Origin of the sequence: Bacillus sp. S/N-304-OC-R1 (assembly GCF_019749375.1) — a bacterium.
Taxonomy (GTDB): Bacteria; Bacillota; Bacilli; order Bacillales; family Cytobacillaceae; genus Cytobacillus.
The window spans coordinates 20,493-35,914 of record NZ_JACWFE010000025.1; the positions used below are offsets into that span (position 1 = coordinate 20,493).

Genomic DNA, 15,422 nt, shown 5'->3' on the forward strand with positions numbered 1-15,422 from the left:
TTTACAAGTGCTTCCATATAAAGGTATTATGTTTAGGGATACGAAATAATTCTAAGGAGAAGCATCAATGGCATTTTATAAAGAGTGGGCAAACCAGATAAAAGGCTATAACCACAACATTAAGCAAGCCATTTTAGCAAATGTCTATACACAAATTGGCTTTGGTATTTTTATGGTTATTTATAATTTCTATATTCGCGAGCTTGGTTTTACAGAAATAATAAACGGGCAGGTTATTTCGCTGACTGCACTTGCTACTGCTTTAATACTTGTTCCTGCGGGTATCATAAGTGATAGGGCAGGGCGAAAAAAAGCCATGCTGATTGGCGCAGTTACGACGGGAATTGTTTTATTATTCAGAAGTGTTATTGAGGTTCAATCTCTTTTGCTGCTGTTTGCATTTCTTACTGGCTTGACATCTGCTTTTCTTCAAGTGTCCGGAATCCCATGGCTTGCTGAAAATTCAACACCTGAACAGCGGGTACATTTATTTAGCATCCATTTTGCTGTTATGACAGGTGCTAATGTAATTGGAAATTTAAGTGGAGGTATATTGACTGACCTATTTACGCTATTCACCTCGCCATTAAACAGCATTCGAATCACTCTTCTTATTGGTGGTGTGTTTTTCCTTATTGGGGTCATTCCGATCACACGATTTAAGGAGACAAAACCATCCCCTACACAAGAACGTAAGCTTAAAAAGGCATCCTTTAATAAGATGTTTTTTAAAAATGATAGTTTTAAAATGATCTTTCTCTTTGCTTTTGCCCAGTTATTAATAGGGGTGGGGGCAGGATTAGTCATTCCATATCTTAATCTATATTTTGCTGACCGATTTTTAGCATCAAATTCAGTTATTGGTTTTATTATTTCTATGGGGCAGGCTGCCACCGCAGTTGCGATGATCATAGGGCCGATGGTTGTTAGAAAGGTTGGAGAGGTGAGAGCTGTCGTCATTCTTCAGCTGCTGTCACTGCCATTTCTCCTTCTTACTGCATATACAGAGAATCTTTGGCTTGCCGCAGTTGGATTTTTATTTAGACAGGCACTTATGAATGCAGGCAACCCTATTCAAATGTCACTTATGATGTCAAAGGTTGATGACTCCATGAAAGGGCTCGCAAACTCAATTAATCAGATGGTGTTTAACGTTGGCTGGGCAACAATGGGGCCCGTTTCAACCGGAATCGTTATAAAGTATGGGGCTTATTGGGGCTACGCACTTGTGTTTTCGATTACGGCTTCCTTATACTTAATAGGATCAGTCTATTTCTATTTAGTATTTAGAAACCATAATAAGACAAAAAGAGCGGCATCGGCCATTAAAGCAGTTTGATTTTTGAAAAATAAAGACATATTTCTCGGGAAATGAAAGGCAATGCTGAAAAAAGTCGAGGCATTGTCTTTTTATTGTGTTTTTTATGTCGAACATAAATAGAAGGAGTGCAAGTAATTTTGTTGAATGTAGTTATTGGAAAGAAATCATAGAAAGATTTTGAGGTGAAGAAAGTGCATAATATGGCTTCGGAATTTCTAGAGGAAGTAAACAAGAAATCACATATTAAGAGGTTAATACAGGAAGCTTCTTTTTTAATTTGCCTTAAGGCTGGGAATGAAGAAATTCCTTTTGAAATTCGAGGAGGCAATATTTTTATCCATTCTGCAGATCAAAATTCAACCTATGATGCGATTATTTCAGGCTCATTAGAAAGCATAAATATTATTTTAACCGGTGGAGAAAAGTTAAGAGAAGCAATGAAATGGAAAAAGGTTTCTGTTGAAACTACTTTTCGAAAGTTGCTTCTTTTAGAGTCTCTCTTTTATCTTTGTAAAAAGTAAATTATTTAGTCTGAAATTTCTAAAATAACTGTTGACTGCCTAAAATCTATATGATAGTATCACTTTAATAACTTAAGTAACCTAACTAAATATTCTTATCAAGAGAGGTGGAGGGACTGGCCCTACGAAGCCCGGCAACCGGTATTTTACGCGGTGCTAATTCCAGCAGAGTATTTTGACTCTGGCAGATAAGAAGAGATGATATCATCCCTCTTCTTAGTGAAGAGGGTTTTTTCAACTCTTCTTTTATAAAAAATAGCAGTAAATCAACAATTAAGCAGATGGATTGCATAAAAAAGGAGAGATGAAAATGTCAGAAAAACAAAAGAACTACCGATTTGAAACATTAGGTGTACATGGCGGCCTGCAGCCCGATCCTGTGACTGGAGCTAGAGCTGTGCCTATATACCAAAATAATGCTTACCAATTTAAGAATACAGAACATGCAGCTAATTTATTTGGTTTAAAGGAAAATGGCTATATCTACACACGTATTCACAATCCTACTGTTACAGTTTTTGAAGAAAGAGTTGCATTATTAGAAGGCGGAGTTGGAGCATTAGCAGTGTCCAGCGGGATGGCAGCTATTACATTAGCAATATTAAATATTGCTGAAGCTGGAGATGAAATCGTCGCAGCCTCTAACCTTTATGGCGGAACGTATAATTTATTTGCTGTTACCCTTCCAAAATACGGAATTCAAGTGAAGTTTGTCGATCCAGAAGATCCGGAAAGCTTCCGAAGTGCTATTACAGAGAAAACGAAAGCTGTATTCGCAGAAACGATTGGAAACCCTAGTTTAAAGGTTTTAGATATTGAAAAGGTAGCAGAAATTGCACATGAAAACGGAGTTCCTCTTTTGATTGACAATACATTTGCGACTCCATATTTATGCAGACCAATTGAACATGGAGCTGATATTGTTATCCATTCTGCAACAAAGTGGCTGTTAGGAAACGGTACAACTCTTGGTGGGATTATTGTAGATGGTGGAAAATTTGACTGGAATTCTCCAAAATTCCCTGGCTTCACTGAGCCAGATCCAAGCTATAATAACCTTGTTTATAGTGAGGCATTGGGACCAGTTGCTTATATTATTAAAGCGAGGGTACAGCTATTAAGAGATTTAGGTCCTGCACTAAGTCCGCAAAATGCTTTCCAATTTACTCTTGGTCTAGAAACGCTTCATGTTCGAATGAAGGAGCATATTGCTAATACAAAGAGAGTAGTAGAATATTTGGAATCTCATCCAGCTGTGAACTGGGTTTTATATCCAGGAAATGAAAATCACCCTGACAAAGCATTAGCAGATAAATATTTGCCAAAAGGAGCAGGGTCTGTCGTAGTATTTGGCATTGCTGGTGGAAGAGAAGCTGGAGCGAAGTTTATTAATAGTCTAGAGCTATGGGCTCATGTAGCCAATGTGGGAGATGCTAAGAGCCTAGTGATCCACCCTGCTAGCACAACTCATCAGCAGTTAGATTCTGAGGGGCTAAAAGCAGCCGGAGTTCCTGAGGATTTAGTTCGTCTATCGATTGGCATAGAAAATGTAGATGACTTGATTGAAGATCTAGAGCAGGCCATTGAATCAGCAACAGGGATAACCTCATTATCTGTTAATGCATAAAACGAATTCGAAGTAAATTGAGTGTTCCAATTTTTTACCGTTGACCCCTCTTTATATCCGTGTTACGATATCAATCGTGAATAACAATGCTTAAATAGATTAAAGTGTTAATTGAATATAGATGTCAAGCTCTTATCAAGAGAGGTGGAGGGATGTGCCCGATGAAACCCGGCAACCGTCAGTAAATGAAATGGTGCCAATTCACACAAAGCATTAATTGTTTTGGAAGATGAGGGAAAGGATCAACAAAAGTATGCCTTTCTGCTCATAACAGAAAGGCATTTTTTTTCGCTATTAATAGTAAATAATAGTAGGAATGGACCGAAACACAAAATCCTTGCCATCTATATATCAATAGATACGAATAAGAAAAGAATGAATGGGCATATTTAATTCTTCTTATAATATAAAAATAGGATGTAAAGAGGGTGAAGCAAAAAAATGATCTCGATTAAAAATGTAAAGAAGATATATCCGTCTAAGCAAGGAGAGGTACTTGCCGTTGAGGATGTTAATTTAGAGATAAATGAAGGAGAAATTTTCGGGGTAATTGGTTATAGCGGAGCAGGAAAAAGTACCCTAATTCGAATGTTAAATGGACTCGAAATTCCTTCAAGCGGGTCAGTTGTTGTTGCTAATAATGAAGTTTCACATATAAAAGGAAATAGCTTGAGAAAGGCAAGACAGGATATTAGCATGATATTCCAGCATTTTAACTTGCTTTGGTCGAGAACTGTAAGACAGAATATAGCATTTCCTCTTGAAATAGCAGGTGTACCGAAAGCGGAAAGACTAAAACGGGTTGATGAGCTCATTAAGCTAGTTGGATTAGAAGGAAGAGAAAATGCATATCCATCTCAGCTTAGCGGCGGGCAAAAACAGCGCGTCGGTATTGCTAGAGCGCTAGCAAACAATCCAAAGGTTCTATTATGTGATGAAGCAACATCTGCACTGGATCCAGAAACTACTAATTCCATTCTTGAATTATTGGTTGATATTAATAAGCGCTTAGGATTAACAATCGTTCTAATCACACATGAAATGAACGTTATTCGTAAAATTTGCCATAGAGTTGCTGTAATGGAAAGCGGAAGGATTGTTGAGCTAGGACCAGTTATTGATGTATTCAAAAATCCTCAGCAACAAATCACAAAGCGATTTGTAAATCAAATTACAGAATCAGATCCTGAAGAAACGAAGGAAATTATTGATCAAATTACTCAATTATATCCACACGGAAAAATCGTTCAATTGAGCTTTGTAGGTGACTCTGTTGAACAGCCGTTAATTACGAATTTGATTCGGGACTTTCATATTACTGTAAATATTCTTCATGGGAAAATTTCGCAAACTCAAAATGGCTCCTATGGAACATTATATATTCACTTAGACGGTGAGAAATCAGAGATTGCAAGAGCAATAGAATTCATCAAGTCCAAGCATGTTGGAGTGGAGGTGATTTCGAATGCTTAATGAATGGTTTCCGAATGTTAAATGGGAAAAGATGTGGGAAGCAACAATAGAAACTCTTTATATGACAAGCATCTCAGTGATTGCAACTTTCATTCTAGGCATTATTCTAGGCTTATTACTTTTTTTAACGTCAAAGGGAAATATATGGGAAAATGCGGTAGTTAATAAAGTAATTAGTGCCATTGTTAATATATTTAGATCCATTCCATTCTTAATCCTTATCGTATTATTAATACCATTCACGATTTTCCTTATTGGTTCCATGATAGGAGAGAATGCAGCACTTCCGGCACTTATTATTGGATCAGCCCCATTCTATGCAAGAATGGTTGAAATTGGTTTGAGAGAAATTGATAAAGGCGTTATTGAGGCAGCAAAATCAATGGGTGCAAAAACAAGCACAATCATTTTTAAAGTATTATTACCAGAATCCATGCCTGCACTCGTTTCAGGTATCACGGTAACCGCAATTGCTTTAGTTGGTTATACAGCAATGGCTGGTGTAATCGGAGCAGGCGGACTAGGGAACTTGGCTTATTTAGAAGGCTTCCAAAGAAGCAGAAATGATGTAACGCTTATGGCTACTATCATTATTCTTATTATCGTATTTATCATCCAATTTATTGGTGATGTAATAACAAGTAAATTAGACAAAAGATAAGGGGAGATTGTAATGAAGAAAACATGGTTGTCACTTTTACTAACATTTGCATTAGTATTAGTACTTGCTGCATGTGGAACAAAGAAAGATGAAAAAGACAGCAGCAATGCAAGCGATGCAGGAGAAGGCGCGAAAACAGAAGAACTAACAAAATTAGTAGTTGGAGCATCTAATGTTCCTCACGCTGAAATTCTTGAAGAAGCAAAACCGTTATTAAAAGAAAAAGGTATTGACTTAAAAATCGTTACATTCCAAGATTATGTTCTTCCTAACAAAGCTCTAGAAGCTAAAGAAATTGATGCTAACTATTTCCAACATGTTCCTTATTTAGAGAACCAAATTAAAGAAAACGGATATGATTTTGTTAATGCAGGCGGCGTTCATGTTGAGCCAATGGGTATTTACTCCAAGAAATATAAGAGCTTAAGTGATCTTCCTGAAAATGCACATATTATTATTAGTAACTCAGTAGCTGAGCACGGACGTATTCTTTCTATTTTTGAATCTCAAGGAGTTCTAAAGTTAAAAGAAGGCGTTGAAAAATCTGCAGCTACAATTGATGATATCGTTGAAAATCCAAAGAATTTAAAATTTGACACAGATTATGAGCCATCATTATTACCGCAAATTTTTAACAATAATGAAGGCGATGCAGTTGTAATTAACTCAAACTATGCAATTGATGCTGGTCTGAACCCATTAAAGGATTCAATCGCAATTGAAGGCAGTGATTCTCCATACGTTAATATCATCGCTGTTCGCAAAGGCGATGAAAATAAAGAAACAATTAAAACTTTATTAGAAGTGCTTCATTCAGATGCAATTAAAAACTTTATCCTTAAAAAATATGATGGTGCAGTTGTTCCTGCATTCTAATGTAAATGAAAAAATCGCCACTCTTGGCGATTTTTTTTTGGACATAATTTCTACAAAATTATTTATTCTAAAGAATATAAACAATATTGTAAGAATGATGCGAATGTAAGCGTTTAACACGTCAAAAATGACTATTTTTTATATAAAAATTTCTTGAAATTGTCTTTGTAATTCAGTAAATATCAGTGTAAAATCTTAACGTGAATTATAATTCGTGAAGATGAAAGGATTGGTTTTTATTAACCAGCTGCACTTAAATTACACTACTGGAATGGAGAAAGCAATGCGCGGCGCTCACGGTGTAGGCTACGCATTGTATAGTCAGAAGCATGACGTCAGAATGAAGGTTGAGAAAAAGCGCCAGGAAGAATATGTAAAGAGCCAGCGCATGCTCGCGGATTTTGAAAGAAAGATTCATTCATAGAATCAAACATATATTAATGAAGAAAAGGGGATTCAGTTTTTGATGCTGATCCTCTTTTTGCTCGTTTTTCCAAAAAAACTTCTTCGTTTTCATCTATACATGAACAGAATGATAGAGGGAAATCTATACAGGTGAGCTGTAAAATGAAGCTTCGTATTCTTTGTATACATATCGTTCCACGTTTCCACTACACGCAAAGTGTTTACTAGCTGAAAGAGTTGCTAATACTTTTCATTTGTTATAAGATTGTAATGAGAATAAAATGAGAATAGAGGGTTGCGGCCATTTGCCGTAAGATAAAATCTTCTTTTATTGATGGAGGTATTGTAATGGCAGGTTCTAAGTTAACAATTAATGATCTTCATGTTGAAATTGAAGGCAAAGAAATATTAAAAGGTGTAAATCTTGAAATTAAAGGCGGAGAAATCCATGCGATCATGGGACCGAACGGAACTGGAAAATCAACGCTTTCATCCGCTATCATGGGTCATCCGAAATATGAAGTGACAAAAGGAAGCGTTACTCTAGATGATGAAGATGTTCTTGAAATGGAAGTAGATGAGCGTGCTCGTGCAGGTCTGTTCTTAGCTATGCAATATCCAAGTGAAATTAGCGGAGTAACGAATGCAGATTTCTTACGTTCAGCTATTAACAGCCGTCAAGAGGAAGGAAACGAAATTTCATTAATGAAATTCATCCGTAAAATGGACAGCCAAATGGAATTCCTTGAAATGGATCCAGATATGGCACAGCGCTACTTAAATGAAGGATTCTCCGGCGGTGAGAAAAAGCGTAATGAAATTCTTCAATTAATGATGCTTGAGCCAAAAATTGCAATCTTAGATGAAATTGATTCAGGTCTTGATATCGATGCATTAAAGGTTGTTTCTAAAGGAATTAACCAAATGCGCGGAGAAGACTTCGGCTGCTTAATTATTACTCACTATCAACGTCTTCTAAACTACATTACACCTGACTTTGTACACGTAATGATGCAAGGACGCATTGTAAAATCTGGTGGCCCAGAGCTTGCACAACGTTTAGAATCAGAAGGATATGACTGGATTAAAAAAGAGCTAGGTATTGAAGACGAAACGGTTGGCCAAGAAGCGTAATTGTTAGGAGGATCCATTATGTCAACAGAAACGAGAATTTTGGATAAGGAGTACATAAGCTCCTTCTCAAAAGATATGGGTGAACCAGCATGGCTGACAGAGTTTCGTTTACAAGCCCTTGCAAACTCTGAAAATCTGCCAATGCCTAAACCAGATAAAACAAACATTAAAAACTGGAACTTAACACAGTTTGAGCAGCATATCGTAGGCAGTGATGATTTCCCATCATTAAATGATCTGCCAGAGGATGTTAAAACGTTAATCAACCTAGAAGCTGCAGAACAAAATTTATATATTCAGCGCAACAACAGACCAACATATATTGCTGTATCTAAAGAACTTCAAGATAAAGGTGTCATTTTCACTGATATTTTCACAGCTGCCAGAGAGCATAGCGATTTATTGCAAAAGTACTTCATGACTGAAGGGGTAAAAGCAGATGAGCACCGCCTTACTGCTTTACATGCAGCATTAGTGAATGGTGGAGTTTTCTTATATGTTCCTAAGAATGTAGAAGTTGCCCAACCAATTCAGGCAGTTTTCATTCATGATAATGAAAAGGCTACACTTTTCAATCATGTTATCGTCGTTGCTGAGGATAACAGCTCTGTAACGTATGTTGAAAACTATGTTTCAACAATCGCTGAAGCAAACAGTGTATTCAATATTGTTACTGAAGTGATTGCAAAAGCGGGATCAAAGGTACAGTACGGAGCAGTAGATACACTCGCTAAAGGATTAACTGGATATGTTAACCGCCGCGGTGTTGCTGGAAGAGATGCTCGCATTGAGTGGGCTCTTGGATTAATGAACGACAGTAATACCATTTATGAAAATGTAACGAATTTAATTGGGGACGGCTCTTTCGGGGATACTAAAACTGTTGTTGTAGGACGCGGTGATCAAACACAGAACTTTACTACAAGCATCGTTCATTATGGTAAAAGCACGGAAGGATTTATCCTTAAGCATGGCGTTATGAAGGATTCTGCTACATCAATCTTTAACGGAATCGGTAAAATTGAGCATGGCGCATCTAAATCGAACGCTGTTCAGGAATCTCGTGTACTTATGCTAAATGAAAAAGCTCGCGGAGATGCAAACCCAATTCTATTAATCGATGAAGATGATGTAACTGCAGGGCATGCTGCTTCAGTAGGCCGTGTTGATCCACTTCAGCTTTACTATTTAATGAGCCGTGGAATTCCAAAGACTGAAGCAGAGCGTCTTGTTATTCATGGATTCCTTGCACCGGTTGTTAATGCACTTCCTATTGAGGGAGTTAGCAAGCAGCTTGTGGAAGTTATCGAAAGGAAAGTAAAATAATGAATATCCAGGATATTCGCAAACAATTTCCAATTTTACACCAGGAAGTCAATGGGAACCCGCTAGTTTATTTGGACAGTGCAGCGACATCGCAAAAGCCTGTACAGGTGATTGAAGCGGTAGATAAATATTATCGTGAATATAACTCGAATGTGCATAGAGGCGTTCATACACTCGGAACTAGAGCGACAGACGGCTATGAAGGTGCAAGAGAAAAGGTACGAAAATTTATCAATGCGAAATCAACGGAAGAAATTATTTTTACTAGAGGAACGACAACTGCTTTAAATACTGTGGCTGCCAGCTATGCGAGAGAAAACCTAAAAGAAGGCGATGAAATCGTCATTTCTTATATGGAGCATCATAGCAACATTATTCCATGGCAGCAGGTTGCCAAGCATACAGGTGCAATACTGAAATACTTGCCTCTCCAGGAGGATGGCACGATTTCTCTTGATGATGTGAGAAATACTGTAACTAGTAATACAAGACTAGTATCCATTATGCAGGTTTCTAACGTATTAGGTGTTGTCAATCCCATTAAAGAAATTGCGAAAATTGCTCATGAAAATGGAGCCGTTATGGTTGTAGACGGAGCACAGAGCACGCCGCATTTAAAGGTAGATGTTCAGGACTTAGACTGTGATTTCTTTGCTTTCTCTGGTCATAAAATGTGCGGCCCAACAGGAATCGGTGTTCTATATGGCAAGAAGCAATTTCTTGAAAATATGGAGCCAATTGAGTTTGGCGGAGAAATGATTGATTTTGTAGGATTATACGAATCTTCTTGGAAGGAACTGCCTTGGAAGTTTGAAGGCGGCACTCCGATCATTGCAGGTGCTATTGGTTTAGGAGCAGCGATCGATTTCTTACAAGAGGTTGGTTTAGATAATATTGAAGCACATGAGCATAAGCTTGCGGCTTATGCATTGGATAAAATGTCCGAGGTTGAGGGAATTACGATTTACGGTCCGAAAGAAGCGTCAAAACGCACTGGCCTTGTAACCTTTAATCTTGATGATGTACATCCGCATGATGTAGCAACTGTATTGGATGCTGAAGGAATTGCCGTACGTGCCGGTCACCATTGTGCACAGCCTCTAATGAAATGGTTGAAGGCTTCGGCGACAGCACGAGCAAGCTTCTATCTGTACAATACAGAAGAAGAGATTGATAAGCTTGTTCAAGGGCTTGTCAAAACAAAGGAGTATTTCAGCGATGTCTTTTAACAATTTAGATACTCTATATAGACAAGTAATCATGGACCATTACAAAAACCCTCGTAATAGAGGGGTGCTAGAAGGCGACAGCTTAACGATCAATATGAATAATCCGACTTGCGGAGATCGTATTCAATTGACGTTAAAGCTCGAGGATGGAAAAGTAACCGATGCGAAATTTGAGGGCGAAGGCTGCTCGATCTCCATGTCTTCTGCTTCCATGATGACCCAAGCCATTAAAGGCTTAACCGTTGAAGATGCCTTAAAGCTTTCAGAAGTTTTCTCACATATAATGCAGGGAAAAGATTATGATGATGATTTAGACCTTGGCGATATCGAAGCCCTGCAGGGAGTTGCTAAATTCCCTGCCAGAATCAAATGTGCCACACTAGCGTGGAAAGCCATGGAAAAAGGGTTAAAAGAGGATTCGAAATAATGTAAGTGCCTTGCACACGCTTGACACTTTTAAGGAGGAATACGACGATGGCAAAGAAGATGCCTGAGATCGGCGATTACAAATATGGTTTTGCCGACAAAGACGTTTCCATTTTCCGATCAAAACGCGGATTGACAAAAGAAATTGTTGAAGAAATTTCAAAAATGAAGGAAGAGCCGCAATGGATGCTAGACTTCCGTTTAAAATCATTAGAGCATTTCTACAGCATGCCTATGCCGCAATGGGGCGGAGATTTAGCGTCATTAAACTTTGATGAAATTACGTACTATGTAAAACCATCTGAAAAGACAGAGCGCTCTTGGGATGAAGTACCTGAAGAAATCAAGCAAACGTTTGATAAGCTAGGTATCCCAGAAGCTGAGCAAAAATATTTAGCAGGGGTTTCTGCTCAATACGAATCAGAGGTTGTTTACCATAACATGCAGGAAGATCTTGAAGCACAAGGAATCGTATTTAAAGATACAGATTCTGCACTACGTGAAAATGAAGATATTTTCCGTGAGCACTGGGCAAAAGTAATTCCTCCAACAGACAATAAATTTGCTGCTCTCAACTCAGCTGTTTGGTCTGGCGGATCTTTCATCTATGTTCCAAAAGGAATTAAGGTTGAAACGCCATTACAGGCTTATTTCCGTATCAACTCTGAGAACATGGGTCAATTTGAGCGTACATTAATTATTGTTGATGAAGGCGCACATGTTCACTATGTAGAAGGCTGTACAGCTCCTGTTTACACAACAAACTCACTTCACAGTGCAGTTGTTGAAATCATCATTAAGAAGGATGCTTATTGCCGATATACAACAATCCAAAACTGGGCTAACAACGTATATAACCTTGTTACGAAGCGTGCCGTTTGTGAAGCAAATGCGACAATGGAATGGATTGACGGTAACATTGGCTCTAAGTTAACAATGAAGTATCCAGCAGTTATTCTTAAAGGAGAAGGCGCTCGTGGAATGACACTTTCTATTGCATTAGCAGGTAAAGGTCAGCACCAGGATGCAGGGGCGAAAATGATCCACCTAGCTCCAAACACTTCTTCTACGATCGTATCTAAATCGATCTCTAAACAAGGCGGTAAAGTAACATATCGTGGAATCGTTCAATTCGGACGCAAAGCGGATGGTGCACGTGCTAACATCGAATGTGATACGTTAATTATGGATAACCAATCAACTTCTGATACAATTCCATACAATGAAATCATGAACGATAATATCTCTTTAGAGCACGAAGCAAAAGTTTCTAAAGTATCTGAAGAGCAATTATTCTACCTTATGAGCCGTGGGATTTCAGAAGAAGAAGCAACTGAAATGATCGTAATGGGCTTCATCGAGCCATTTACAAAAGAGCTTCCAATGGAATATGCGGTTGAAATGAACCGTTTAATCAAGTTCGAAATGGAAGGCTCTATTGGTTAATAAACTTATCTCCGCTTACCTATAAGGTAGGCGGATTTTTTAAATCTATTTATTGAGGAGGTGGAACCATGATTTTAATCGGTGTTACCGGATGGGGGGACCATGATAGCCTGTACACACATAATATTTCACCACGTGAAAAATTAAAGGAATATAGTGGCTATTTTCCAACTGTAGAGGTAGATTCGACCTTCTATGCCGTTCAGCCCAAGCGTAATTCAGAAAAATGGGTGAGAGACACACCCGACACATTTCAGTTTATTGTTAAGGCATATCAAGGGATGACAGGGCATGAACGAGGGGAGATTCCTTTTCAGGATAAAGATGAAATGTTCAAGGTCTTTAAAGAGTCACTTCAGCCATATATTGAAGGAAATAAATTAGCAATGGTGTTATTCCAGTTTCCACCTTGGTTTGACTGCAAAAAACAGAATGTGCATTATTTGCGCTGGTGTAAAGAAAAGATGGGGGATCTACCCTGTGCACTTGAATTTAGGCACCAATCATGGTTCAAACCTGAATATAAGGATAAAACATTAGAATTTATGAAAAGTGAAAACTGGATTCATTCCATTTGTGATGAGCCTCAAGCAGGGGAAGGATCAATACCCGCTGTACTTGATACTCTGGGAAACGATAAAGTGCTTGTTCGTTTTCATGGCAGAAATAATCATGGATGGCAAAAGAAAAACGCCGAGAATTGGCGGGAGGTAAGATATTTATACCGCTATAATCATCAAGAGCTTCTAGAATGGGCTGAACACATAAAACAATTAAAGCGAAGCAGTAAAAATGTTTATATTGTATTTAACAATAACTCTGGCGGAGACGCAGCTGATAACGCGAAGCAGCTCATTGATTTAATGGATATAGAATATAATGATTTAGCACCTCGGCAATTGAATTTATTTTAATTCTCCTTAAAGCAATCGGTCTTATCCGATTGCTCTCGTCTTTTATCTCTCCTTTGTAATTTTTCAAGTATTATCGATTTTATTTAGAATACACATTTCCATTCTCCGTGCATACGTTGTTAAGGGAAAGGAAAGGAGTGTTTATTCATTGATTGATTTAAAACCGATAGACATTCAGGGGCACTCATTTCAATGTGTCTCGGTACAATTGCCAAAAACAAATTTACTTGTCGTTACAAATGATAAAGGATATATAATGTGTGGTGCTCTTGACGTAGCCTTATTAAATGAAAAGCTGAAAGATCGAAAAGTTATTGCCGGAAGAGCGGTGGGAGTTAAAACGATCGAACAGCTTTTAGATGCACCGCTGGAATCTGTCACATATGAAGCGGAAGCTTTAGGTATTCATAAAGGAATGATTGGAAGAGAAGCTCTTCTAAAGATGATTTAGGCATGCCACAATGGGTGCCTTTTTTTAATACATACTGTCCAGATTTGATTAACAAGGCAATTCACAAAAAGATTGACTAAAAAAATTTAAAAAAGGACTATTGTAGGTTGAAATCCGTATAGTTAAAAGGTTAATGTAGAAATAATAGGAAAAATGTCGTAAAAAGTAGAAAAATATTCCGAATAAGGAATGATGGAAATCCAAAAATGGAAATATTGCAATGAAATTAGGTGTAATCAATGAGACTAGTTGCAACATCATATGTAGAAGCTGGAGCAGTCCTAGCAAAAGCTATTTACAATGAAAAGGGACAAATATTAGTAAATGCAGGAATCACTTTAAAAGAAAAGATGATCGAGCGCCTTCAAGAATTAGGAATTAGTTATATATTTATTAAAGAAGAAGGAACCGAAGACATTGAGTATAATGAGACAATTTCGGATTCTACTCGCAGAGAAGCAATTCAGACTATTAGCAGCACATTTGAGCAAATCCAAAAAGATCCAAAGCTAACCAGTTCCTTTGTTGTAGAGAAAGCATCCAAAAGATTTTCTGATATTATACGCCACTTATTAACTGAGATAAGAGAGAAACAGGATTTATTAAATCTTCTTTCTGATGCGTTTACCCATGATAATTATATTTTTATGCATTCTCTTAATGTCACATTATATTCACTTGCCATTGGAATGCAGTTAAAGCTCACACCAAAGGAACTTGAGACGTTAGGATTAGGGGCAATATTTCATGATATAGGGAAACTTAAAGTACCTCTTGATGTATTATTAAAGCCTGATAAGCTGACAGATAGTGAATATGAGGACATAAAGAAACATACTGAGGAAGGTTTTGAGATTTTAAGGAAAGTACATTCCATCCCTCTTCTAGTTGCCCATTGCGCCTACCAGCATCATGAACGAATGAATGGTTCAGGATATCCGAGGGGGATAGCAGGGTCAGATATTCATTATTTCGGAAAAATTATAGCAGTTGCAGATGTTTTTGATGCGATTACGTCAAATCGAGTTTATCGAAAAGCAATGCTACCAAGTGAAGGGCTTGAAATTCTTTATTCAGGTTCGGGTACGTTATTTGATCAAAAGGTAATTGAAGCATTTAGGCTCGCTGTCGCTATATATCCTGTTGGGTTATCAGTTGTTCTAAATGACGGAAGAAGAGGAATTGTTTCAGGACAAAACACAGGCTACGGTGATCGTCCACTCATAAGGATATTAGAGGAAAGCGGAGTCAAGGTTACTCCTTACGAGATTGATCTGAAGAATGAGTTAAGTGTCGTTATTATAAGCTGTGACACCGAATGAAAGTAATAATTTTAATTAACATAGCTATTATTAAAGGCCTTCCTTATATTAAGGAGGTTTTTTTGAATTTAATTACATTCAGGGATATAATTTGCATAATTTGTACGAAAAAAGACTATATGTCAAATGAACTATCAATATTTTTTTGAAAAAATATTATTATTGCCAAAATAATGTTTTGACAGACTAATCGAAAAATAATATACTATGTTTATATTAAATCAAATAGTCAGAAATATTCAAATTCCTAATATATTTGTTTAAATTAGGAAATTTGGCTGACTTACATA

General features: G+C 37.5%; 15 protein-coding genes and 2 riboswitches. All 15 genes read left to right on the forward strand.

Annotation, left to right across the window (positions count from 1 at the left end; genetic code table 11):
• Positions 1-67 precede the first annotated feature (67 nt).
• The 15 genes from H0173_RS20205 (at position 68) to H0173_RS20275 (ending at position 15,132) form a co-directional block, all read left to right on the forward strand.
• Positions 68-1,339 carry an MFS transporter gene (locus tag H0173_RS20205; RefSeq protein ID WP_221848587.1) on the forward strand — a complete coding sequence of 424 codons (1,272 nt, stop codon included), beginning with the start codon at positions 68-70 and terminating at the stop codon, positions 1,337-1,339.
• Positions 1,340-1,512: 173 nt separating this feature from the next.
• Positions 1,513-1,842: a hypothetical protein gene (locus H0173_RS20210; RefSeq protein WP_221848588.1), complete on the forward strand. Its 330-nt coding sequence runs from the start codon at positions 1,513-1,515 to the stop codon at positions 1,840-1,842.
• 92 nt (positions 1,843-1,934) lie between these two features.
• Positions 1,935-2,037, forward strand: a riboswitch (SAM riboswitch).
• A 115-nt stretch (positions 2,038-2,152) separates the two neighbouring features.
• Positions 2,153-3,469 (forward strand): O-acetylhomoserine aminocarboxypropyltransferase/cysteine synthase family protein, encoded by a 1,317-nt coding sequence (locus H0173_RS20215; RefSeq protein WP_221848589.1) that lies wholly within the window; start codon positions 2,153-2,155, stop codon positions 3,467-3,469.
• Positions 3,470-3,598: 129 nt separating this feature from the next.
• A riboswitch (SAM riboswitch) is annotated at positions 3,599-3,705 on the forward strand.
• Between the two features lie 205 nt (positions 3,706-3,910).
• The gene (locus tag H0173_RS20220; RefSeq protein ID WP_221848590.1) at positions 3,911-4,942 is read left to right on the forward strand and encodes a methionine ABC transporter ATP-binding protein; all 1,032 of its coding nucleotides are present in this window, start codon (positions 3,911-3,913) and stop codon (positions 4,940-4,942) included.
• Positions 4,935-5,603, forward strand: a complete 669-nt coding sequence (locus H0173_RS20225; protein WP_221848591.1) for a methionine ABC transporter permease — start codon at positions 4,935-4,937, stop codon at positions 5,601-5,603. Before H0173_RS20220 ends, H0173_RS20225 begins: the two co-directional genes overlap by 8 nt.
• A gap of 12 nt (positions 5,604-5,615) precedes the next feature.
• A complete protein-coding gene (locus H0173_RS20230; protein ID WP_221848592.1) occupies positions 5,616-6,479 on the forward strand; it encodes a MetQ/NlpA family ABC transporter substrate-binding protein in 864 nt (287 codons plus the stop codon).
• 229 nt (positions 6,480-6,708) lie between these two features.
• Complete coding sequence (locus H0173_RS20235; RefSeq protein ID WP_221848743.1) at positions 6,709-6,903, forward strand: YuzK family famiily protein; 195 nt, start codon at positions 6,709-6,711, stop codon at positions 6,901-6,903.
• A gap of 329 nt (positions 6,904-7,232) precedes the next feature.
• Positions 7,233-8,018: a Fe-S cluster assembly ATPase SufC gene (gene sufC / locus H0173_RS20240; RefSeq protein WP_221848593.1), complete on the forward strand. Its 786-nt coding sequence runs from the start codon at positions 7,233-7,235 to the stop codon at positions 8,016-8,018.
• 18 nt (positions 8,019-8,036) lie between these two features.
• Positions 8,037-9,344, forward strand: a complete 1,308-nt coding sequence (gene sufD, locus H0173_RS20245) for a Fe-S cluster assembly protein SufD (RefSeq protein ID WP_221848594.1) — start codon at positions 8,037-8,039, stop codon at positions 9,342-9,344.
• Positions 9,344-10,573, forward strand: a complete 1,230-nt coding sequence (locus tag H0173_RS20250) for a cysteine desulfurase (RefSeq protein ID WP_221848595.1) — start codon at positions 9,344-9,346, stop codon at positions 10,571-10,573. The genes sufD and H0173_RS20250 overlap by 1 nt, the downstream gene beginning before the upstream one ends.
• The gene (gene sufU / locus H0173_RS20255) at positions 10,563-11,000 is read left to right on the forward strand and encodes a Fe-S cluster assembly sulfur transfer protein SufU (protein WP_221848596.1); all 438 of its coding nucleotides are present in this window, start codon (positions 10,563-10,565) and stop codon (positions 10,998-11,000) included. The genes H0173_RS20250 and sufU overlap by 11 nt, the downstream gene beginning before the upstream one ends.
• Before the next feature lie 47 nt (positions 11,001-11,047).
• Positions 11,048-12,445 (forward strand): Fe-S cluster assembly protein SufB, encoded by a 1,398-nt coding sequence (gene sufB / locus H0173_RS20260; protein ID WP_221848597.1) that lies wholly within the window; start codon positions 11,048-11,050, stop codon positions 12,443-12,445.
• Positions 12,446-12,513: 68 nt separating this feature from the next.
• Positions 12,514-13,359: a DUF72 domain-containing protein gene (locus H0173_RS20265; RefSeq protein WP_221848598.1), complete on the forward strand. Its 846-nt coding sequence runs from the start codon at positions 12,514-12,516 to the stop codon at positions 13,357-13,359.
• Between the two features lie 148 nt (positions 13,360-13,507).
• Entirely contained in the window at positions 13,508-13,810 is a 303-nt protein-coding gene (locus H0173_RS20270) for a YunC family protein (protein WP_221848599.1), read from the forward strand.
• Positions 13,811-14,049: 239 nt separating this feature from the next.
• Positions 14,050-15,132, forward strand: a complete 1,083-nt coding sequence (locus H0173_RS20275) for an HD-GYP domain-containing protein (RefSeq protein WP_221848600.1) — start codon at positions 14,050-14,052, stop codon at positions 15,130-15,132.
• Positions 15,133-15,422: the final 290 nt, after the last annotated feature.